Origin of the sequence: Sphingobacterium phlebotomi (assembly GCF_008180195.1) — a bacterium.
GTDB classification, from domain to species: domain Bacteria; phylum Bacteroidota; class Bacteroidia; order Sphingobacteriales; family Sphingobacteriaceae; genus Sphingobacterium; species Sphingobacterium phlebotomi.
The window spans coordinates 84,892-106,821 of sequence record NZ_VTAV01000009.1 but is presented as its reverse complement, the minus strand read 5'-3'; the positions used below and the strand labels follow the sequence as shown (position 1 = coordinate 106,821).

Below are 21,930 nucleotides of genomic sequence, written 5' to 3'. Positions count from 1 at the left end.
ACAATGGCTAGCTTTATCTTATCGCTAAACATAACATTCTATATTTATAGTTGTACCTTCTCCATGAGAGGTGGCCATTTCCAGTATACCATTGATGAGATTTACTCGATTCTTGATATTTTTCATACCGAGACCGTATGTTGCTTTGTTTTTTTCGAAACCTCTTCCATCGTCCTCTATAGTTAGATTAAGTCTGTCGTCGTCTTGACTGATCTGTACAATAACCATGGTGGCATGCGCATGCTTGAGTGTATTGCTGATACATTCCTGGGTGATACGGTAGAAAGCCAATTCTGTTTCGAACGGAATGTCGCGGCTCAGGTTATAAGCTTCGAACTGGATTTTTAAATTTTTATTCGCCATGCTTTCGCATAGTTCTCGTAAGGCAATTTCCAAACCTAAATTTTTGAGTGTTTCTGGCATTAAATTACGTGATATTCTACGCATTTCAACGATTGCCTGATCCAACTGCTGAACAATGGTATGTCGTTTTTCCGTGGAGGGTAGCAGATCTTTTGATAATTGCATCCGGATACTCGCCAACATACCGCCCATGCTATCGTGCAAATCCTGCGCGATGCGATGTCGTTCCTGCTCTTCTCCTTGCAGAATAGATTGACTCGCTTCAAACCGGCGTTCGTTTTCAATCTGTAAGAGTTGTTGTTCGTGGTTAATTTGTATCTGTTGATTTAACTTTCGCTGTTTGTTATAATTCCGGTAGATCAAAAGGGAAATGATAAGGAGCAACGCCAAGGTAACAGCCAGAATAGTTATTTTGAAATTTTTATCTCTGTTTTCTATGCCAGCGTCGATTTTCTCCAGATTTAGTTTATCAATCGTCCTTTGCTTTTCCGTTGTGGTATATACGATTTCCAACTCGTTCATCTTCTCCAGCAAATTCGCTTGTTGTAAGCTGTCACTGAGTACAGAAGCCTCTTTTTGCCAGTGGAAAGCAGTTTTGTAATCGCCTAATGCTTCATTTACAATAGCCAATTGCTGAAAGACAATTTTTTTGTTGTTGGCTTCCCGTATTAACAGACCATCTTCCACGATGTTTTCCAATACATCTTTAGCCTTTGTATAGTCCCGTTGCATCAGGTAATTATTATAGATGCGAAATTCGAGCATTTGCAAAATCTGCATCTGTCCGTATTTTTTAGCCAATTCCTTTCCCTTACTTAAGCTTTCCAATGCTTTTGTAGCATTGGTCTGTGTCGTATAGTACATACCCTCCTGGTAATAATAATTTGGATAATGTATAGAATTGGGATAAGGTTTTAGGATGTGGGCTGCTTTGTCCAGATAGATTTTAGCACTTTTACTATCGGGTTTATAACAATAATTGCTAACTAGATTAAAATAAGTATGGAGGTGTATAGCGCCTTCATCTTTGCTATTCTTTAAAAGTTCCAAAGCTTTGAAATGCTGCTCTTCGGCTTTATCGAATTGACCTACAGACATAAATACAAGCCCCAACTGTGAATAGTAGTGCGCTGTAATTAATGTGTCTTTTAGTTCAGATACTAGGGGTATTGCTTTGTTAGTTAGGACGTCAACGACATAATCATAGCCCTTTTTGCCAAATTGATTCAACGCCAAATTGTACCAAGTAGCAGCTAGGCTCTTTTTATCTGCTGGAAGCTCGCTTTTCTCCAATGCGGATATAGCTGCTTCATAAGTTTGTTTAGCCCTGTCTTTTTGATTTTGCTGATTATAATATTGTGCTTCGTAAAAGAGTGTTCTGCCCCAAAAAACGGAATCTTTTTTTGCAAGTCGTTTTGCATGGAGAAGTGCGTCTTTTGATTTTATGCTATCTTTTTGTAACCAATATTCGGATAACAACAAATAGCGCTCGATCCTCGTGCTATCATCGTTGCTGTTTAATTCACTTTGTAATTTTTTGTAATAACCATCTTCATCCAAAGGAAGCAGCTGTTGGGCACTAGCTGTTCGAAAAAACAACAGTACGAAGAAGAAAATAAGGGCTACATAACTGGATTTACGCATTACCTAATTGTTTGAACATACAAATATGTGAATATTTATGAAAGATAATCTGACCAAATGAAATATCACGGTAAACCGGTAGAACAAAAATCATGGTTTACGTGTATTGTTTTGATTATCATTGTTTTCCACTTTTGCTTTTAAATAAATAATTTTTACGGTATGAAGAAAAGTAAGGTTAATTTTAGAAAAACGACGTTGGCAAGTATGTTATTCGTGCTGATGACTTTGGTGGCAACTGCTTTTGTAGCATGTTCAAGCGATGATGATGCACAACCTTCGGGCGGCATGGATATAGCCACAGGGACATTTAAAGGAAAAATTACTGTTTATCCGCCTCAAAGTCAGTCTATCGAGTATTTTGATGCCGAAGTAACCGTAGCGAAAGTTAGCGATAAGCAGTTAAAAGTGACGCCTAAATCAGGTCAACCTTATTCTATTGCGACGGCCAAAACATTCCAAGTTGAGTATAGCTCAGCAGGAACTGATCTTCAAACCGTTACGGCGGTAGCAGGAAGTCCTGAAGGTCTTTTCCTTTATAATCAACAAAATAAAAGCTTGAATCTTATTACAGAGGAGCAATCGGCTTCGGAAGTTGCTTTCGCCTTTGAAGGAACGAAACAGTAATACTATTTCATCAAAAAATGCATGTTCATTTTTACGAAAATAAACATGCATTTTTTGGTATTTGTTAAGGCGTTTCCGCTGATCCTGTCCGTTTAAGAATCATGACTGCCTCATATAGATTTGTATCGTAATGGGGTGGATCGATCGTCAAACTGGTGGGATAGGGGTTTGACTTATCGAAAAAATAAATTTTTGTTATACTTCCGTAATCATTCGTAGGAAACATATCCGCACACGCGTCATATTGTGCATTTGCCATATCGCCAACGCTCACCGCGTAAACACGCATAATACCACCTTTGTTCTGTTCGTTTCGAACAAACGCTACTTCTTCAAAATCACCGGGTAAATCTTTAATAGACGGTTGGTTATAAGCTTCCCAGATTCCGTATCCCAATAGGAGAATTAAACCGACGGCAATTATCCAAAATTTTTTCTTTCCTTTCATCTGTCTTGTCGGGTTCGTTATATACTTATCGTTATACCTAATAATGTATAGAACTCTTTCAAAATAGCTTGATGTCCGGGCCAAGCTGGGGAGGTAACTAGGTTACCATCCACGACGGCTTGGTCTGCGGGAATATTTTTCCACGTTCCACCAGCCAATTCAATGTCAGGGCCGACCGCTACATAAGCCGTAAGGGTTCTACCTTCCAATACGCGAGCTGTTGTCAATACTTGGATACCATGGCAAATTGCCGCTACGGGTTTATTTTGTTCGAAGAAATGTTTGGTGATTTCAATTACACGATCGTTTAACCGGATATATTCTGCTGAGCGCCCGCCAGCAATATATAGGCCGTCGTAGTCTTCCACACGGACACTATCAAAATCTTTGTTGATCGCAAAATTGTGCCCACGCAACTCCTTGTAGGTCTGATCGCCAGTGAAATCATGAATGGCTGTCGGAACGGTATCGCCACTTTTACGATCGGGAGCGACAGTATCAACTTTTATTCCCACGGATTCCATTGCTTGGAAAGGAACCATAGCTTCGTAATCTTCCACATAATCGCCTACTAATAATAATACTTTCTTTGCCATAACTATATCATTTTAAAATTATCCATTTTGTTCAAATTTTTGCTTCAGTACCCGTTTTGTTTTTCGGACTTTGGCTTCTAGCTGACTTCTGAATAGGATGTTAGTAACGCCTTTGCCTTCTTCAAAATTTTGAGAAAATTCCGGGAGACTAAAATCTTCCAATACTTCTGCGCCATCAAAAGGCAGTCTATTGACGGCAATTGTTAATACAGATTGTCCTCCTCTTTTTCCATTTGACGTAGCCATTACAAAAACTGGCTTGCCATTGAAAATTTTTCTTTTTGGTATTCTGGAGACCCAATCTGTTATGTTTTTATACGCCACATTATAGTTGCCATTGTTTTCGGCAAAAGATATGAGGATAAAATCTGCTTGATCAATCTTTTCAGCAAACGCATAAGCCAACGGCGGAATACCCAATTCTTTTTCTCGTTCCTTTGAGAAAAGTACCATGTCAAAATCGTTCAAATCCAATATTTCTATAACGTCATCAGATTCTTTATAGTATTTACTAACGCTAGTTACTAATTTCTTGTTAATAGATGGAGCGCTATTGCTTGCAGCGAATGCTAAAATGTTCATCGAAGTAGGGTGTTTTGTTGCATAAATTTAAGGATTATTTTTTATAACTTTTCGGAAATCCACCGAATCGTACGTAAAGGTTCTTTTCAATTTAAAAAGCTATGTTTGTAAAAGATGCCTTCAAATTTTGCTTATGAGACAGAGACTAACAACGAATAGCATGCGTATATGGATATATCTAACGAGCATATTGATGATGCTCCTATTTGGCGGGTCAATGCGTAGTGGTTATGCCCAAGATGATAAGGGGACGGATAGTCTTCATTTGGTTGTCGACAGCGTGCTTACCATTTTTAAGGACGACCAACCTTTACTTACTTACCATTTTAATACGGTATACCCACCCCGAGGACAAGATAGTAGCTATCAACGCAGCGGTTTTATCCATCCGGTCTATACCTTAAAAGGACAGCCGCTCACACGAATACAACCAAAAGATCATTATCATCATTACGGTATTTGGAATCCTTGGACGCACACGTTGTTCGAAAGGGATACGGTTGATTTTTGGAATTTATATAAAAAGGAAGGAACGGTTCGTTTTGTTCGGTTGTTGGATCATAAAGTTAAAGCAAGGGAAGCCGTGTATACCGCTCTACATGACCATGTGGTCTTTAAAGAAAATGGAAGCGAAGAGGTTGCACTTCATGAATGGCAAACGGTTAAGGTACACTTACCGGAGGGGCAGCCTGACTATTATTGGATTGATATAACCATTAAAATGCGTTGTGCTACTTCTAGTCCGTTGCGGTTGCTTACCTACCGATATGGTGGCTTGGGATGGCGGGCAGTAGCGTCCTGGGGCCGTGATAACAGTAATGTGCTGACCTCTGAAGGCAAAACGCGGGAGGATACCGATGGTACCCGGGCACGTTGGTGCATGGCACAGGGGGAACTGCCACAAAATGGCTATGGTGGTATGGCTATTTTATCTCATCCTGGGAATTTTAATCATCCCGAACCGCTGCGTATCTGGGATGGCCATGCCAATGCGGGGAAAGAAAACGTATTCATCAACTTTTCTCCGACAAAAGATCGAGATTGGCTTCTGGAACCCGGTCATACCTATACGCTTAATTACCGGCTGGTGGTGTTTGATGGACAGCAGCATGCAGCACAGATTGAAAATAAATGGCAAGATTTTGCGAGTGAAAAAAGATAAGAAAAAAAAAGCACTCAACAAAAAGTTGAGTGCCGTCTTTATTAATGGAGGGTTAGTAGAGCTTGTTTTATTATCTCAGGAATAACAACTCTCTTAATTTTGGAAGAGGCCATTTGTTATCATCAACAATTTTTTCCAATTTATTCACGTGATAACGAATTTCGTCGAAATAAGGTTTAACGATTTCGTCATATGCAATGGCAAGTTCACGGGTATCTTCATTGGCATTGGCGCGTTTACGTGCTTGACGCATTTCTTCGGCTTTTTCCAAAATCAGATTGGTATGTTTAGAAATCCGCTCTACCAAATTGATTTGGGAGCTATATGCTTCTTTTGGTAAACCCAAATCTTTCAGACCTTTCACGTTTTCAATAAGCTCATTTTGATAAATGAAACATACCGGTGCGATTTGGCTGGTTACCACTTCGCCGATTACACGGGCTTCGATTTGAAGTTTTTTAAAGAAATTCTCCAACAAAATCTCGTGACGTGCTTCTGATTCACGTTTGGTATATATGCCTAACTTTTCAAACAAGATTAGGTTTTCTTCTTTAACATATACATCTAGTGCTTTAGGCGTCGATTTAATATTCGAAAGCCCACGAGCTTCAGCCTCAATAGCCCATTCTTCACTATATCCGTTACCTTCAAAACGAATCGCTTTCGATTCTTTGATGTATTTCCGGATAACATTAAGCAATGCAAGATCTTTTTTCGTGCCTTTTTTGATCTGTTTGTCTACTTCTGTTTTAAACTCGATAAGTTGGTTGGCAACGATAGCATTGAGTACAATCATAGGCAACGCGGAGTTTGCAGAAGATCCCACGGCGCGGAATTCGAATTTATTTCCGGTGAAGGCAAAAGGCGAAGTGCGGTTACGATCCGTGTTGTCCAATTTCAAATCTGGGATCTTTGGAATACCATGCCATAAGTTCGCATCGTTTTTCACTTTTTTTGCAACACGGGCAGATTCTACTTCTTCCAGGATTTCATCCAATTGAGAGCCTAAGAAAATAGAGATAATGGCCGGAGGAGCTTCGTTTGCTCCTAGACGATGGTCATTACTATGGCTGGCGATAGATGCACGAAGTAAATCAGCATGTTCATATACAGCTTTGATCGTATTTACGAAGAAAGTTAAGAACATCAAATTATTTTTCGGCGTTTTGCCCGGCGAAAGTAAGTTGATACCTGTATTGGTAATCAATGACCAGTTGTTGTGCTTGCCCGATCCATTGATTCCGCTGTATGGTTTTTCGTGTAATAGTACTTTAAAGTGATGACGAACAGCTATTTGCTCCATCAGGTTCATCAACAGTTGATTGTGATCGATAGCTAAGTTGATCTCCTCGTACATAGGAGCACATTCGAATTGTGAAGGTGCAACTTCGTTATGACGGGTTTTCAATGGAATACCAAGTTTCAATGCTTCATTCTCCAAGTCTACCATATAGGCCAATACACGCTCTGGAATGGCACCAAAGTAATGGTCTTCCAATTGCTGTCCTTTGGCGGACATGTGTCCGAAAAGGGTACGGCCAGTATGTTGAAGGTCTGGACGTGCATGGAACAAGGAAAGGTCTACTAGAAAATATTCCTGCTCGATACCCAAGGACGCATTGACTTTCGTTACGGATTTGTCAAAATATTGCGCCACATCCGTAGCGGCTTTATCTACTGCTGCCACTGCTTTTAGCAAAGGCGCTTTATAATCTAAGGATTCACCTGTATAGGAAACAAATACGGTTGGAATACATAATGTTTTGCCCGCTGCTGTTTCAAAGATAAAAGCTGGAGAAGAAGGATCCCAAGCGGTGTAACCACGAGCTTCAAATGTATTTCGGATGCCGCCACTTGGAAACGAAGAGGCATCTGGTTCTTGCTGTGCGAGTGCATCACCTGTGAATTTTTCGATGGCTTCGCCATTATCGTCAGGTTCAAAAAAAGCATCGTGCTTCTCTGCCGTAGTTCCTGTCAACGGTTGAAACCAATGGGTGTAATGCGTCGTTTCATTACTAATAGCCCATGTTTTCATCGCTTGAGCAATCTGGTCGGCGAGCTCTCTCGAAAATTTTGTGCCTTCTTCAATAACCTGAAGGAGTTCTTTGTACGTACTTTTCGAGAGATAATCTTTCATCTTCGCAATAGTAAATACGTTTTTTCCATAGATACTAGTTGCCTTTAACGATTCTACTTTTTCCATATCTTCCACCGGACGAGATATGGCTAACTCTGTTGCTTTAAATCTGGGGCTTGACATTTTTTTATGATATTTTTATACTTTCGGTTGTTTTTTCGGTGTAAAAGTACATTTATTTTTGTAAATGCAATAAAAAAATGAAAAAAATATAATGATTTTATTGTTTTTTTAGATTTGAAATTAGAAAAATGAGGCTTTTTTTAATGAAGTTGCATTTTGTTTTTGTTTTTTATGTGTTTTTAATCAAATCCCCAGTCTATTCCCTTGTCTTTTGCTGGAACGCCATGTTCTATCCATCTGACGGCAGGTTTGCCCTTTAAGAAGTGATCAAAGAATTGAGCTTGCCGAATTTGAATATCTTTTCGGTTTTGTCTTTTCATCAGGTTGTGTTCGTCTCCATTATAGTTTAACAGCCATACCGGTTTCTGCAAGCGCCGGAGGGCTGTGAACATCTCAATACCTTGATACCAAGGTACGGCCCCATCATGATCATTGTGCATAATAGCAACAGGTGTTGTTACACGATCCAAAAAGAATAATGGCGAATTTTCTATATAGAGATCACGATCCTCCCACAATGTTTTTCCAATACGTGATTGTGTTCGTTCGTACTGGAATTGTCTGGACATGCCGCTCTGCCAACGAATACCTCCATATGCCGATGTCATATTGACCACAGGCGCACCACTCCATGCTGCCGCATACATATTCGTTCTTGTAATTAAATGCGCTACTTGGTAACCACCCCAGCTTTGTCCTTGAATAGCCATTTTGGTGGAGTCTACCCAAGGGTTCTGTGCCAAATAACGCATACCGGAATTTACGTATTCCTCTGCGGTTTTCCTGGATATCCGATTTCATAACGTATATCCGGTGCAAACACCAAATATTCGTTACTTACATAATAAGGTATATTCAATCGAGAGGGAGTAGGTGCAGGAGCTTGATAAGTATACAGTCCATTGCTTAGCTTTTCATAGAAATAAGCGATAATGGGGTATTTCTTGTTCGGATCAAAGTTTTCGGGTTTATATAAAATACCCTCGGCAGCAAAACCGGCTGGTGTTGTCCAGTGTACTAGCTCCGCGGTTCCCCAATTATAGGTTTCCTGTTGCGGATTAATATCAGTCAGACGGGTTTCGTTTTTGAACTGTTTGCTCACATATAAATCGGGCGAATGATTATAATTCTCTTTCGTATATATGATGGTTTCTCCATCCGATGCACGCTTAAAGCTCCGAAATGTATATCCATCAGAAAAGATTTCATTCGGTTTTCTGCTTTTCGAAGTGTTTACGGTATATATACCATTATATTTAGTGTTTTCGTTAAATCCTGTAATAAAAATATCTTGTTTGTCCGGAATAATCGTCGTATGGTATCGTGGATTATCGTTTTGGTTTAAATCGATATAACGGAAAATGGTCTGGGTGGCACGGCCTTCACCGTTGGTGAGCAGTTCTTTTCCTTTCCCTGATAAATCAAATTTCCATATATCATACCGATCATAGATGTAAACATCTTTGCCATCTGTAGACCAGCCGGCCATACCATAAGGACTGGGCAGGATGGGGGAATCATTTTCTTCATCAACAAAATTAACCGGTAAACCATCATTTAGCAAAATCGTTCTCCCCGAAGAAATCTGATAGCTATGCCAATTCCCCGTTTCACGATTAAAATAGAGGACAAAATCTCCTTTCGGCGATAAATAGGTATAACCATTTAGATTTTCCTTCACCATTCTTTTTTGGCCGGATAGGGTGGATGCAATATATATGTCAGATGGGGCAAAACCTTCCCATTGTATGGCTATGCGCTTATCAAAATCGGATGACGCCAATATCCACTCGTTATTCGCTTCGTCCGTAATACTGGTACGATTGAAGGTGTCATCAACAAGAGGCACGATACGATTACCATTTTTCGGATAAATTACCGAAAGGAAATTTCTACTTTTATCCCGTTTTATGTTGACAAGCTGTTGTGGTTGTATATAATCATCTTTCCAATGCCAGATGTCTACCTGTGCGTGTTCAAAATCGACTAATGTGGTGTCTTTTACTTTTGGAATCGGAGCCAATCCAAAAAAGAGCTTTTCCCCATCGGCGCTGAATTTCAGCTTGCCGTCGCCACTCACGTACCATTGTGAAGGCACACCAACACTTTGCTGGCTAGCAATGACGTGGGCGGTGTCGAGTTGTGGGGTATAGTAGTAAAGTTTAAAGTCTTTGAGAAGAGATTTCTCAGGCGTTTTATCCGCGAGAAAAGCAAGTTGTGTTCCATTATCATCAAAAAGTAGTTCCTTATAGTCGCCTTGACCGTTGCTGATTTTTTTTATTTTTTTGTTAACTACATCAAAAATATAGAGGCCGGCATCCGTTGAAAGAGAATCTTTAGCTTCATTTTTCTTCGAAAATAATAGGAAGTCTTCATTTGGACTCCAAACAAATTGATCTACCTTCTGGAAATTCAACGTATCTCCGGTGACAAGATTTCTTACGTGGAGGATCGAAACGGAATCGGAACCAAGAAAAGCAATATACTCATTTTTGTTCTGTGCTAGTTTATATCTGCTTACCGCTGGAATCTTCCATTGATCTTTATGTTGGATGTTAACAATAATTAAGGAATCTTTCGGCATATCCGAAATTTTTTTCTTTTTGATTTTTGCTTGTCTTGTTTCTTCGAAAGTAGGCTTTATCCTAGCAATGAGAAAAGATTCATCCCTTGTGAGTTTTGCATCTGCAACACGGGGTAAGGTAAAAAGGAGCTCATTATCCTTACTTTTGAGTTCAAATACGGCATCACCTTCCTGTGGCGTAATTTCGTATTGTATGAATTGCCCTGTTTTGCTAATTTCAGTATTGTTGATGCTTTTCCAATGATCATAAACGCTATGATCTAACGGGCGTTTCTGTGCAAATAATCCGGTAGATAGGAGTAATAAGATGCTTAATGTAGGGGCTATATTGACTTTCATGGGATAAACTAACTAATTCGTGCTGAAAGTAAGGATTAAAAAGTAAAAAGTCAACTTATTTAGGCATGGAAATTGGTGGACAACATCCATATCATTTATTAAAAAGACAAATATGAAATCAAATAGTATAATTGCAGCACTCATAGGCGGTTTGGCCATCGTGATTTTTGCTGCGGTGTTGGCGAATGCTTATAAATACAAGTACAGAATCAGTAATACGATAAACGTTACCGGAAATGCCAAAAAGGATTTTGAATCGGATATTGTAAAATGGTCAGCATATTTCAATCGGAAATCAATGGATTTGAGCGCCGCCTCAGAACAGTTAAAAAAAGACAGGGATTTGGTACGTCAATTTCTGGAACAACAGGGGATTAATCCAAAAGAAATTGTATTTAACGCGGTAAATATCAACCGGGAATTTTCCTATCATTCAGACGGACAAGGAAATAGTTATAATACATTTACTGGATATAACCTATCACAGAACGTGAGCATCGAATCAAAAGATTTAGATAAAGTAGATAATGCTTCGCGGGAAATCTCGACGTTAATTTCACAAGGCATCGAGTTGAGTTCAAACTCTCCAAGCTATTACTATTCGAAATTGGAAGACCTAAAATTGGAATTGATTTCCCAAGCGTCTGAAAATGCGAAACAACGTGCTTCCAATATTGCTACCGAAGCGGGTTCCTCGTTAGGCGATTTAATCAAAGCAGATTTGGGGATTTTCCAGATAACGGGACAGAATGACAACGAGGAATATTCGTATGGAGGAGCATTTAATACAACCGCTCGAAATAAGACAGCAAATATTACGGTAAAAGCGAGTTACACAGCCAAATAAGTATAGGCGCAAGCATTCTCTTCTATAGGGGTAATGCTTGCGCATTCACTAATACTAATCGGCTAGAGCTTCAAACACTGTGTCGACTTGCCAATTGGCTTTGTCTTTTGAGGCTTTTACGGCTAGTTGATCACAACGTTCATTCAATGGATGTCCGGCATGACCTTTCACCCAAACTAATTTAATTTGATGTTGTTTGTATAGATTCACCAGTCGCATCCAAAGATCCTTATTCTTTTTACCCTGAAACCCTTTTTGTATCCAGCCATACACCCACTTTTTCTCGATAGCATCAATAACATATTTGGAATCTGAATATATAGTGACTCTTTGATTGGTGTTTTTGAGAGCCTCTAAACCTATTATTACCGCTAAAAGCTCCATACGATTGTTGGTCGTTTTTCTGAAACCACCAGAAAATTCTTTTTCGATAAGCTTGCCTTGAAATACGGGGTTGCTACCTTGATAAACCGTTCTTAAAATTGTGCCATAACCACCGGGGCCTGGATTGCCGCTCGATGCCCCGTCTGTATAAAGTTCAATCATTGATTTCAAAAATAAGGAATATCTTCTTACATAAAAAAGCCCGCTTTGCAATTTGCGGGCTTATGAGATTAATTTGTACGATTCAAATCCTTTGGATTCTTAACTTTCTGCTTTAAAAGAGCGATATCAATGACTTCGGACATTTTGGTTATATAATGGAAGCTCAAATCTTTTACATAGTCTTCCTTAATTTCCAAAACATCTTTTTCATTTGCTTTACACAATATGATTTCCTTAATATTAGCACGCTTGGCAGCCAGAATTTTTTCCTGTATACCACCAACTGGAAGTACGCGTCCGCGTAACGTTATTTCGCCGGTCATAGCGAGTTTTTCTTTCACTTTTCGCTGCGTGAAAAGGGAAGTTAAGGCAGTTAGCATCGTGACACCCGCAGAAGGACCATCTTTTGGCGTAGCACCCGCAGGAACGTGAATGTTGACGTCCCATTTGTCAAATACATTATAGTCTATACCAAACTCTTCCGCATGGGACCTTAGGTATGCCATCGCAATTGCGGCGGATTCTTTCATCACATCGCCAAGATTACCGGTTAGACTCAGCTTTCCTTTTCCCGGGCTTAAACTCGATTCTATAAATAGAATATCGCCCCCCACGGCCGTCCAGGCAAGTCCTGTAACGACTCCTGCTATCTCGTTATCCTCATACAGATCCTTGTCAAATAGTGGAGCGCCAAGGATTTCCTCTGTCGTTTCGGGATTTATTTTCGGATTATATTCCTTTTCCATGACGATGCGTGTTGCCACACCGCGCACGATAGAGCCAATTTTCTTTTCTAGACCGCGTACGCCCGATTCGCGCGTATATTCCTCGATGATTTTCTCAATCACTTTATTGTTTAGCGAAACGTCCTTTTTCGCCAGTCCGTGTTGTTGAAGTTGTTTCGGAAGAAGATGTTTTTTAGCAATTTCTATTTTCTCCTCGATTGTATACCCGTTTACCTCAATAATTTCCATACGATCCAACAGAGCAGGCTGGATACCATTCAATGAATTGGCTGTAGCAATAAACATGACTTTAGAAAGGTCGTATTCCATTTCTACATAGTGATCATAAAAATTTGTGTTTTGCTCAGGGTCTAATACTTCCAATAAGGCAGATGATGGATCTCCTTTAAAATCTGCACCTAACTTGTCTATTTCGTCCAAAACAAAAACAGGATTCGATGTGCCGGCCTTATTAAGCGATTGGATGATGCGTCCAGGCATAGCGCCGATATAGGTTTTTCGGTGTCCGCGGATTTCTGCCTCATCACGGATACCACCTAGCGCCATACGTGTATATTTTCGTCCCAATGCCTTCGCTATTGATTTTCCCAGTGATGTTTTTCCGACACCCGGAGGGCCAACCAAACAAAGAATAGGGGCCTTCATATCATTTTTAAGTTTCAACACCGCTAGATATTCAATTATGCGTTGTTTGACTTTCTCCAATCCATAATGGTCTTTATCAAGGACTTTTATCGCTCTGTTTAAATCGAAGTTATCTTTCGTGTATTCCCCCCAGGGTAAATCAAGCAATAACTCTAAATAGTTGATTTGAACCGAATAATCCGCGGCAGCCGGATTGATACGCCCGAGCTTTTCCAGCTCCTTATTGAAGTGCTTATGTACTTCTGCCGGCCATTTCTTCGCTTTAGCACGGTTTTCCAGTTCTTGCATTTCCAAATCCGGTGTGTTACCACCAAGTTCCTCTTGGATAGTCTTAAGTTGCTGGTTCAAGAAATAATCTCGTTGTTGCTTGTCTAGATCTACCCGGACTTTGTTTTGAATCTGGTTTTTTAGTTCAACCATTTGAATTTCGGTCGTGAGATGTTCCAATAAGATTTTTGCTCGTTTCACAAAATCTTTTGTCTCTAGAAGTTCCTGTTTTTGATCTATTTCCAGGGACATGTTCGACGAAATGAAATTCACGAGAAACGTGGGGCTCTCAATGTTTTTTATGGCTAGACCGGCCTCACTGGGAAGGTTTGGAGAAAGCTGGATGATTTGCAGTGCCATCTCCTTGATAGAAGAGATTAATGCCTTAAATTCTCTGCTAGATACCTTTGGCTTATCTTCCGCTACACGTTCCACTTTTGCTTTTAGATAGGGATCTGCGGCAACCATATCTGTTATCTTAAACCGCTGTTTACCCTGGATGATAACCGTGGTATTGCCATCGGGCATTTGCAAAATTTTAATAATGCTCGCTGCGGTACCGATTTTATGGAGTTGATCTAACGTAGGCTCCTCAATATCCATGTCTTTTTGAGACACTACGCCAATGGTACGATCCCCTTTGTAGGCTTCCTTTACTAATTTAATAGACTTATCGCGCCCCACCGTAATGGGGATGACGACACCCGGAAAAAGTACGGTGTTGCGTAAGGGGAGTATAGGTAATATTTCAGGTATATCTGCTTTCGTCATCTCTTCTTCATCCTGCGAACTTAGCAACGGAAAAAACTCCGTGTCTTCATTTATGACAGAAAATACGTGTTTAATATCAAATGTGTCGTTTTTATTCATATATATGTGTATTCTTCCGACAATATGTCAGAATTTTAGCTGATTTCTAAAATAGTAATTACGGAATCACTATGTGCAAGAGAAATGCCAACTTTAAAATTTGGTATCATTTATGTTAATAAATAAGGAAACCTGTTAAATCGGCAGAACAGGGGAGGTGACAAAGACATCTTGTTTATAAATAAATGTGGAAATGTTTATAACTTCGCATTGTGTTGTTAAACTATTTAGCGGAGATTTATTCCAATGAAATAGTGTTTGATAAAAATAGCAGAATAAAATAAATTATATGAAACGGAGATTTTTGAGTAACCCATGGAGAGCATTGAAGTTAGGCGTGGCTTCGGCTACATTTGCTTTGTTAACATTAGCCGTTCAGGCGCAGGAACAAACGCAGCATAGTAATCCAAATGTTCGCTTAGGTCAGAAAGCGTTATTGGAAGGCGATTTTAAGTCGGCAGCTTCTCATCTGCAAAAAGCGCTTCCTTCAGAAGCAAACGATCCAGATGTACAGTATTTATTGGGATATTCTCAATTCCATAATGGAGATTACAATAAGGCAATTGAAACATTTAGGAAAGTCATCTCTTTAGATCCTAAACATACGTCTGCGTATTATTATAAAGGTAAGGCTAGCAGTAATTTGGCGGTTGCGAGTGGAAGTAAACTAGATAATGCTGCAAAAGAACAGTTATTAAAAACAGCTATCGAGGATTATAGCAAAGCTGTAGCTATTACACCAAATGATGCGAAACTATACCAAAATAGGGCGATAGCATATCGTGATCTCGGTATTTTGACAGGTACGACAGGGGCAGCTAACTATGATAAAACAAAAGCGACAGACGCCTATAATAAAGCGGTAGTTGATTATGAGAAAGTACTTAGCTATGATGCTTCTCGCAAGGATATCCAAACGGAAGTAAAAAAAGCTAAAGTTTATCGGGATAATTTAAAATAGCGATAGCTGTGTGATGAAGAGGCCGTCTCATAAGTCAATTGTGAGGCGGTTTTTTATTTAAAGCGATTTAGATAGTTATTAGTGAAGCCGGACTGTGTCGGCTTGGCTTTTCGGTTTTTGTGTTGATTCAAATGTCTTTTGCCGGATAACAAAGCCTTTTTCCTTAGGCTTTCCACTTTCTGAGGTTATGTGCGATGGATAATAAACCGATCTCGACCTCGGTTTTGGATATTCCTTTCAGCAGGAACCGTCTGAAACCATGATTGTGCTTCAGTTGGGCGAATACCGGTTCCACATCGGCTGGCCTTCGCTTTCGGTATTTGATGCCCTGCTCGGTATTTAGCCGGTCTTTGGCTGATTGCTTATGCTTCCTAAGACTGTGGTTGATTTCCACGATCCGGTTGCCTGCTGCGCTATGGCATACGCCACGCATCGGGCAACCTTCGCAATTCTGTGCCTGATAACGGCTGATGAGTTGAAGATAAGCTGATGTGGTTATCCTTTGCCCTGTGCTCGTGTGCTGCATCCGCTGCCCCATTGGGCAAACCAGGTAGTTTTCATCTTCATTGTAATGCAGGCTGTCATTACTGAATGCTTTGATGCCTGCCTTTTGTTCTTTATCAAACGTATTGTATTTGATATAAGCTTCGATACCTTTTTGTTCCAATACGGCATAGTTCTGGTCCGAGCCATAACCGGCATCGGCGACTACCGCTTTTGGTAATTGGTTATAAAGAGATCCGTACTGGTCGATGTGTGAGGGCAGGGTCTGATAATCTGTTGAGGTTTGATGTAGGGTGTAGTTGAGAATGAACTGTTCCTGAGTAGTTATTTGCAGGTTATACGCCGGTTTAAGCTGTCCGTTCAGCATATGATCTTCCTTCATCCGCATGAACGTAGCATCCGGATCGGTCTTGGAAAAGCTGTTACGGCCTGCCAGTAGCTTCTCCTGCTCATCGTAACGGGCCAGGTTCTCCGGCCAGTGCTTCTTTGCATAGTTCAGCTTTTGCTTTACTTTTTTATCTACCTCTTCCTTATCATCCAGTGCCGCATTGATCTTCGAGATCGTTTCTTTTACTTTTTCGGGGTTGATCTCGCTGTATTCCAGCGGGGTAGTATCTTTCAATTCCTCTTTGGCAATACCCTGGGCATAATGCCACAGTTCGTCCAATTGGCTTTTGATCTTTTCCCTGCTGTTTTTAATGCTTTTGCCCCATACAAAGGTGTACTTGTTTGCTGCCGATTCAATTTTTGTCCCATCAGTAAAAACCGCTTCCTTCAACGATACGATGCCTTCTTGTTGTAATAACAATACGATCTGGGAGAAGATCTGTTTTAAGACACCCGACAGTTTCTCACTGCGAAAGCGGTTGATGGTATTATGGTCCGGCTTTTTCATGCCCAAAAGCCACATGAAGTGAACGTTCTGTGCCGCCTGTTCTTCCAGTTTACGTGAGGAATAGGTATTGGTCAGGTAACCATATACCAGCAGTTTAAGCATCAGTTTGGGATGAAAACTTGATGCGCCTCCGCCTTTGTACTTACGGTTGATCGGTTTGACATCTACCGCATCAACTACCTGCTTAACGACACGTACCGGATGACCTGACGGTACCAATTCCTCCAGTTTATACGGTAAAAACGTCAACTGGTCAGGATCATATTCCTTAAAGACTACCTTGCCTCCCATGCCTTTAAGTTAACAAAATAGAGCCTAAAAACAAAAAGACTGCCTCACTTTTGAGACAGTCTCTTTTTATGAATTAATCGTTGTTGTTTAGATTGGGGTTCCGTCGGATTTCTTCGTCCGGAATGGCAAAAATGTAATAACGGCTATTGGCCGTGAACGCCTTACCATCTGGAAAATTAACAACGCGATGTCCCTGTCCGTTCACTTTTTTTACTTCACCGTCAGGTGTAGTGACTTCGATTTGGATAGGGGTGCCATCCGTATTTAAAAATGCTTTTCGTGTAACCGATCCCTGCGTACGGATAATGTCCGAAAGGGAAAAACCTTCTCCCCATAATTCTTTCCGGCGCTCGATAAGTATTTCGTCGAGCAAGACGCCCGAAGCAGTTGAATAAAGAGGAGCTTGTCTTGCGGCTCTCAAGGTATTGAGCGCTTCTATTGCTTTTGCTGTTTGTCCGGCACGAGCATAACCTTCGGCGGCAATTAACCACATTTCAGCAGACCTCATGTATACGATATCGCCAATTAGATTAGATTTGAATTTGAATTTTTTATACCTCAGAAAGCCCTCTCTTCCCGGTTCGCCGTCCCACTCAAATAGCTGATAACGGATATCTTGCGGATCAAATAAATCTTTAAAATAAGGGTCGGCCATGAAACTAAAATAATAAGAACCAGATGAAGAAACGTCGAGGTAATGAAATGTATAGCTTGCGGTATTCTGTTCACTTGTTTGCACGTGCCCCCAAATCCATTCTGCATTTCCCACATCATTAAATCCTTGCTCGTAGGCGTCAGCTGTCATCAGGTCATAGCCTTCTTTTGCGTTCTCTGCTGCTTCGGCCGCTTCTTCCCATAGTCCCATATTCAAATAAGCCCTAGCCAATAATCCGTGCACAACATGCTTATCAATTCGGTACTTATTATGACGTTCGTAATCTTCCAATAACGTGGACGCATCATGAAGATCATTCAAGATTAGACTGTAGATATCTTCCAAACTCGCTTTTGGTTGTCCTTTAGTTTCCCGGGTCGTTGGTTCAGTATAAATAGGTACTGTTAATGCATCTTTATCTTTTTGGTAACTGAACTGGTAGAAGGAAGCTAAATTGAGATAACAGAATGCTCTCAGCGCTTTTGCTTGTCCCTTTAAAAGCTCCTTGTCCACGTCACTGCCTTCGGCATCATCGACTTTGTGGATAACATTGTTTGTGTTGTCAATGACCTTATATAATAACCTCCAGAGCGAAGTCACCCGATAAGCGGTCGAATTAATCATCTCACTAAAAGTGTAGGGATCCCGGTAACCATATTTAGTGGTAACGGCGACGTCGTTTCCCATCGCGTCACTGGTTCGCATGAATGCTGTATAACCAGGATTGGCAAATGTGAAATAGGTGTCATTCAGGTATCGCCATGTGCCTTCTATAACCGTTTCTATGTTCTCGGTTGATTTGTAGATTTCGGTATCTACGACCGCGTCAGTGGGAGCGGTATCGAGTATGTCGCTGCAGGAAGTGGAGGACAATACCGTCAAGATTGCAATATATAGGTGTGTTAATTTCATTTTTCTGTGTTTTACTATTCTTATATCGTTTATAGTCCCAATTGTAATCCGCCGGAAATAGTACGTATAGCGGGATATCTATAATAGGTTGCTCCATTTACAGTCTGCTCAGGATCCATCCCTTTGTGCCCGTAAAAAGTAAATAGGTTTTCTGCAAGAGCGAAGACGCGCAAGCTACCTATCCCTATGCGAGATAGTACGGATTGAGGGATCGTGTAACCAATACTTACGTTCTTGACACGGGCATATGTTCCACTGTAAAGAAAGCGGGTGGAAGTAGACGTCCAACTCAGATTATCTGTGGTCAAACGCGGTACATCCGTTTCCGTATTTTCCGGTGTCCAACGGTTTAAGATTTCCTTGCTCCAAGCTCGTCCAGGAGTGTTTCCATTATGCATAATCATTAGATAATCATTGTCTAAAACCTGTCCGCCGATACTAAAGCTTAGTAATGCGGAAAAGTCTATGTTTTTATAGGAAAAACTATTGTTTATACCACCCACGAGTTTGGGTAGCGAACTGCCTTGTATGAAACGCCCCGCATCTCCATGGATCGAAGTTGTCTCGTTGGTTCTGTTGCCGTCATCATCGGCTAAGTACCATAATGGATTCCCGTTTTCTGGATCTATGCCAGCCCACTCGGGGATATAAAAATCATAAATGGAACCGCCTATGCGCAACAATTTATTTCCAGCATCTAGCGGCTCGTTATTTTCCGTGGGCAGCTCCGTTATCTGGTTGCGATAATGGGAGAAGTTCACGTCTAAATTCCACCGGAAATCCGCCGTTCTAACGGGTATTGTGCGCAAATCTATATCGAAACCCGTATTTTTCATGGAGCCGATGTTTGCATCATATCCAATGTAGCCTGATGATGGAGGTAGTGGCATTGTAAACAACAGATCCTTACTTTGTCTGTTAAAATACTCTGCAGATAACGAAATCCGATTTTGGAGTATAGCGATATCCAAACCGAGATTAAAATTGAGGTTTGTTTCCCATTTTAAATCCGGTGTAGGAAGGCGATCTGTTACCGTACCTCCCCGGCCTAAGTTATTGGCTATCGTATATAAACCTTGATATGCATAGTAAGTGCCGAGATTATCATTTCCTTGGCCACCATAGCTGGCACGTAACGTTAGTTGGTTGATAAGTGTTTGGTCTTGGAAGAAGCTTTCTTCTGCGATTTTCCACGATCCGCCCACAGACCAAAATGTACCCCATCGGCTTTCTGGTGCAAATCGAGATGAACCATCGGTTCGTAAAGAGGCTGAAAAATGATAGCGGTTTAGATAATTATATTCCGCCCGACCCAAAAAACTCAATAACCTATAATCGGAAGACGATCCCGTAAATGAATTCAGTTGTGATGCCGCAATAGGTTCATAAAACCCGGGTAAAACGAAACGTTCACGATCTCCGCTAATGTTGGCCGAGTGGAAATCATAATATTCGTGCCCCGCCAATACATTAAGGTGGTGATCTTCAAATTGCTTGTCGAAAGTCAAGATGTTGTTCCAGGTTTGTGCTACAGTACGTACATTAGATTTATAGACGGTTCCTCCGCGCTCGCCTGAATTGCCATAGATCGGATTCGTATAATCGTGGGTATTGGAATTGATGTAATCCACACTATAGGTTGATCTAAATTTTAACGTTGGGTGCAATATGGCTTCTAGGTATGCCCGGGTAGAAACGTTTTCTCGGAGAATATTGTTTTTATCCAATGGGAGGGATGCCGCTAAATTGTTGTTTGGTGTAGCTCCACTGGGACGGTAGTCACCAAAATCCCAAATTTTGTTATCATACGCATCTGTATCGTAAGTACCGTCCGGATTTCTTTTATAATAAGGGTAAAAAGAAGGCACAAGTCGGGAGAAATTAATAATGTTTGCCGTGTTGCTATCTTCCGATTGCGGATATTTCTGGAGTGAGCTACTTCCGGCAAAGTTAATCCCAGCATTCAGCCAAGGACGTAGTTTCGCGTCGATGTTTGAACGCACGTTATAGCGTCGGTAACCAGATTCAATAGCGATTCCGTTTTCATTTAGATAACCACCGGAGATAAAGTAGTTGTGGTTTTCACCACCCCCGCTCAAATTGAGATCAGCTTGTGTGCGGCTGCCTATACGTTGCAATACATCGGCCCAGTTGTCGTTCCATAAAGGTTTCGCTCCAGCTACTAACTGGCCGTCGGGCCCGATGGGCTGGGGATAATCTGGTCCATACGGGTTAATATTTAAATCGGTGAGTAGGTTACTACTGGCATTTCTGGCAGCCTGTTCCGGAGTGAGGTTGCTGGAGAGGTTTTTATTACGAAGTGCTTCCCAATACAGCGTGAAATATTCGTCCGTTGTGACCTGTTCGTAATCTTTTACTGCTCGACTTGTCGCGCCTTGGGTAAAGTTGACGTTAATAGCAGCTTTTTCACCTGCTTGCCCATTTTTCGTCGTAATAATAATGACACCATTTGCACCTCTTGAGCCATAGAGTGCACTAGAGGCTGCGTCTTTTAATACGCTGATTGATTGGATATCATTCGGATTGATGGCATTGATATCACCCATATACGGACTGCCATCAACTACATAGAGCGGATCGGCCGAAGCATTAATGGAGCCGATTCCACGGATCCGAATAGTAGCTCCCGTACCGGGCTGTCCGGAAGAAGCTACGGATTGTAGTCCTGGAACCTGTCCTTCAAAAGCTTTTGAGATGTCAGAAACCTGTCGGTTTTCAAGCTGCTTGTTGTTAATCGTGCTAACGGATCCTGTGATATTTCCTCTTCGCGATGTGCCATAAGCTACGACCACGACTTCATCGAGATCCTTGCTTGATACTTCCATGGATACGTCAATCGTGGAAGAAGTGAGCTGGATACGTTGTGTGTCATAGCCTAGATATGAAAATATCAGTTCAACGGCGGACTCGTCGACTTCTAGGCTATAACGTCCATCTCCTTGGGTGGAGGTACTGTTCAGTTGACCAGATACCTGAACGCTTACGCCTACTAGAGGTCCTCCAGTAAAGGCGTCTTTAACTGTCCCTTGTATAGTGCGTGTTTGCGCGCTGACATATAAGGAGGGACCCCATAGGAAGACAAGTGTCAGGTAAGCATAAAAGCATGTAGTAATTTTAGACATAAGTGCGGCATTTAGAATTAAAGGTGCAAATATAATAATATAT

Annotated in this window: 16 protein-coding genes; 4 read left to right on the top strand and 12 right to left on the bottom strand. The window is 41.0% G+C overall.

Annotated features, from left to right (window positions below; genetic code table 11):
• Positions 1-24: 24 nt before the first annotated feature.
• Complete coding sequence (locus FXV77_RS13395) at positions 25-2,007, bottom strand: tetratricopeptide repeat-containing sensor histidine kinase (protein WP_148919741.1); 1,983 nt, start codon at positions 2,005-2,007, stop codon at positions 25-27.
• 162 nt (positions 2,008-2,169) lie between these two features.
• Between FXV77_RS13395 and FXV77_RS13390 the strand changes: the two genes are divergently transcribed.
• The gene (locus tag FXV77_RS13390) at positions 2,170-2,634 is read left to right on the top strand and encodes a hypothetical protein (RefSeq protein WP_148919740.1); all 465 of its coding nucleotides are present in this window, start codon (positions 2,170-2,172) and stop codon (positions 2,632-2,634) included.
• A 64-nt stretch (positions 2,635-2,698) separates the two neighbouring features.
• Here FXV77_RS13390 and FXV77_RS13385 read toward each other — a convergent pair whose 3' ends face one another.
• The 3 genes from FXV77_RS13385 to FXV77_RS13375 are packed head-to-tail and all read right to left on the bottom strand — an operon-like array spanning position 2,699 to position 4,260.
• Positions 2,699-3,082: a hypothetical protein gene (locus tag FXV77_RS13385; RefSeq protein ID WP_148919739.1), complete on the bottom strand. Its 384-nt coding sequence runs from the start codon at positions 3,080-3,082 to the stop codon at positions 2,699-2,701.
• A gap of 17 nt (positions 3,083-3,099) precedes the next feature.
• Positions 3,100-3,678, bottom strand: a complete 579-nt coding sequence (locus FXV77_RS13380) for a DJ-1/PfpI family protein (protein WP_148919738.1) — start codon at positions 3,676-3,678, stop codon at positions 3,100-3,102.
• Between the two features lie 18 nt (positions 3,679-3,696).
• Positions 3,697-4,260 (bottom strand): NADPH-dependent FMN reductase, encoded by a 564-nt coding sequence (locus tag FXV77_RS13375; RefSeq protein ID WP_148919737.1) that lies wholly within the window; start codon positions 4,258-4,260, stop codon positions 3,697-3,699.
• 133 nt (positions 4,261-4,393) lie between these two features.
• Between FXV77_RS13375 and FXV77_RS13370 the strand changes: the two genes are divergently transcribed.
• The gene (locus FXV77_RS13370; RefSeq protein ID WP_148919736.1) at positions 4,394-5,422 is read left to right on the top strand and encodes a DUF6807 domain-containing protein; all 1,029 of its coding nucleotides are present in this window, start codon (positions 4,394-4,396) and stop codon (positions 5,420-5,422) included.
• A gap of 70 nt (positions 5,423-5,492) precedes the next feature.
• Here FXV77_RS13370 and FXV77_RS13365 read toward each other — a convergent pair whose 3' ends face one another.
• The 3 genes from FXV77_RS13365 to FXV77_RS13360 form a co-directional block, all read right to left on the bottom strand.
• The gene (locus FXV77_RS13365; RefSeq protein ID WP_148919735.1) at positions 5,493-7,682 is read right to left on the bottom strand and encodes a glutamine synthetase III family protein; all 2,190 of its coding nucleotides are present in this window, start codon (positions 7,680-7,682) and stop codon (positions 5,493-5,495) included.
• Between the two features lie 179 nt (positions 7,683-7,861).
• Complete coding sequence (locus FXV77_RS22460) at positions 7,862-8,434, bottom strand: alpha/beta hydrolase family protein (RefSeq protein WP_246162464.1); 573 nt, start codon at positions 8,432-8,434, stop codon at positions 7,862-7,864.
• A gap of 8 nt (positions 8,435-8,442) precedes the next feature.
• Positions 8,443-10,605: an alpha/beta hydrolase gene (locus FXV77_RS13360; RefSeq protein ID WP_246162463.1), complete on the bottom strand. Its 2,163-nt coding sequence runs from the start codon at positions 10,603-10,605 to the stop codon at positions 8,443-8,445.
• Between the two features lie 112 nt (positions 10,606-10,717).
• Between FXV77_RS13360 and FXV77_RS13355 the strand changes: the two genes are divergently transcribed.
• Positions 10,718-11,452, top strand: coding sequence for an SIMPL domain-containing protein (locus tag FXV77_RS13355; RefSeq protein ID WP_148919734.1), 735 nt, complete (start codon positions 10,718-10,720; stop codon positions 11,450-11,452).
• A gap of 54 nt (positions 11,453-11,506) precedes the next feature.
• Here FXV77_RS13355 and rnhA read toward each other — a convergent pair whose 3' ends face one another.
• On the bottom strand, positions 11,507-11,998 hold the full coding sequence (rnhA, locus tag FXV77_RS13350; RefSeq protein ID WP_148919733.1) for a ribonuclease HI: 492 nt from the start codon (positions 11,996-11,998) through the stop codon (positions 11,507-11,509).
• 68 nt (positions 11,999-12,066) lie between these two features.
• On the bottom strand, positions 12,067-14,526 hold the full coding sequence (gene lon, locus FXV77_RS13345) for an endopeptidase La (protein WP_148919732.1): 2,460 nt from the start codon (positions 14,524-14,526) through the stop codon (positions 12,067-12,069).
• A gap of 289 nt (positions 14,527-14,815) precedes the next feature.
• Between lon and FXV77_RS13340 the strand changes: the two genes are divergently transcribed.
• Positions 14,816-15,487: a tetratricopeptide repeat protein gene (locus FXV77_RS13340; RefSeq protein WP_148919731.1), complete on the top strand. Its 672-nt coding sequence runs from the start codon at positions 14,816-14,818 to the stop codon at positions 15,485-15,487.
• 163 nt (positions 15,488-15,650) lie between these two features.
• Here FXV77_RS13340 and FXV77_RS13335 read toward each other — a convergent pair whose 3' ends face one another.
• The 3 genes from FXV77_RS13335 to FXV77_RS13325 all read right to left on the bottom strand — a co-directional run bounded on the left by FXV77_RS13335 (position 15,651) and on the right by FXV77_RS13325 (position 21,887).
• Positions 15,651-17,177, bottom strand: coding sequence for an IS1182 family transposase (locus FXV77_RS13335; protein ID WP_148919730.1), 1,527 nt, complete (start codon positions 17,175-17,177; stop codon positions 15,651-15,653).
• A gap of 73 nt (positions 17,178-17,250) precedes the next feature.
• Positions 17,251-18,744, bottom strand: coding sequence for a RagB/SusD family nutrient uptake outer membrane protein (locus FXV77_RS13330; protein WP_148919729.1), 1,494 nt, complete (start codon positions 18,742-18,744; stop codon positions 17,251-17,253).
• A gap of 29 nt (positions 18,745-18,773) precedes the next feature.
• Complete coding sequence (locus FXV77_RS13325; RefSeq protein WP_148919728.1) at positions 18,774-21,887, bottom strand: SusC/RagA family TonB-linked outer membrane protein; 3,114 nt, start codon at positions 21,885-21,887, stop codon at positions 18,774-18,776.
• Positions 21,888-21,930 lie beyond the last annotated feature (43 nt).

Excerpts from the sequence above, each read along its gene's own strand:
- FXV77_RS13395 (WP_148919741.1), bottom strand. The coding sequence starts at position 2,007 with ATGCGTAAATCCAGTTATGTAGCCCTTATTTTCTTCTTCGTACTGTTG.
- FXV77_RS13385 (WP_148919739.1), bottom strand. The coding sequence starts at position 3,082 with ATGAAAGGAAAGAAAAAATTTTGGATAATTGCCGTCGGTTTAATTCTC.
- FXV77_RS22460 (WP_246162464.1), bottom strand. The coding sequence starts at position 8,434 with ATGCGTTATTTGGCACAGAACCCTTGGGTAGACTCCACCAAAATGGCT.
- rnhA (WP_148919733.1), bottom strand. The coding sequence starts at position 11,998 with ATGATTGAACTTTATACAGACGGGGCATCGAGCGGCAATCCAGGCCCC.
- FXV77_RS13335 (WP_148919730.1), bottom strand. The coding sequence starts at position 17,177 with ATGGGAGGCAAGGTAGTCTTTAAGGAATATGATCCTGACCAGTTGACG.
- FXV77_RS13355 (WP_148919734.1), top strand. The coding sequence starts at position 10,718 with ATGAAATCAAATAGTATAATTGCAGCACTCATAGGCGGTTTGGCCATC.
- FXV77_RS13390 (WP_148919740.1), top strand. The coding sequence starts at position 2,170 with ATGAAGAAAAGTAAGGTTAATTTTAGAAAAACGACGTTGGCAAGTATG.
- FXV77_RS13325 (WP_148919728.1), bottom strand. The coding sequence starts at position 21,887 with ATGTCTAAAATTACTACATGCTTTTATGCTTACCTGACACTTGTCTTC.
- FXV77_RS13365 (WP_148919735.1), bottom strand. The coding sequence starts at position 7,682 with ATGTCAAGCCCCAGATTTAAAGCAACAGAGTTAGCCATATCTCGTCCG.
- FXV77_RS13370 (WP_148919736.1), top strand. The coding sequence starts at position 4,394 with ATGAGACAGAGACTAACAACGAATAGCATGCGTATATGGATATATCTA.
- lon (WP_148919732.1), bottom strand. The coding sequence starts at position 14,526 with ATGAATAAAAACGACACATTTGATATTAAACACGTATTTTCTGTCATA.
- FXV77_RS13375 (WP_148919737.1), bottom strand. The coding sequence starts at position 4,260 with ATGAACATTTTAGCATTCGCTGCAAGCAATAGCGCTCCATCTATTAAC.
- FXV77_RS13380 (WP_148919738.1), bottom strand. The coding sequence starts at position 3,678 with ATGGCAAAGAAAGTATTATTATTAGTAGGCGATTATGTGGAAGATTAC.
- FXV77_RS13360 (WP_246162463.1), bottom strand. The coding sequence starts at position 10,605 with ATGAAAGTCAATATAGCCCCTACATTAAGCATCTTATTACTCCTATCT.
- FXV77_RS13330 (WP_148919729.1), bottom strand. The coding sequence starts at position 18,744 with ATGAAATTAACACACCTATATATTGCAATCTTGACGGTATTGTCCTCC.
- FXV77_RS13340 (WP_148919731.1), top strand. The coding sequence starts at position 14,816 with ATGAAACGGAGATTTTTGAGTAACCCATGGAGAGCATTGAAGTTAGGC.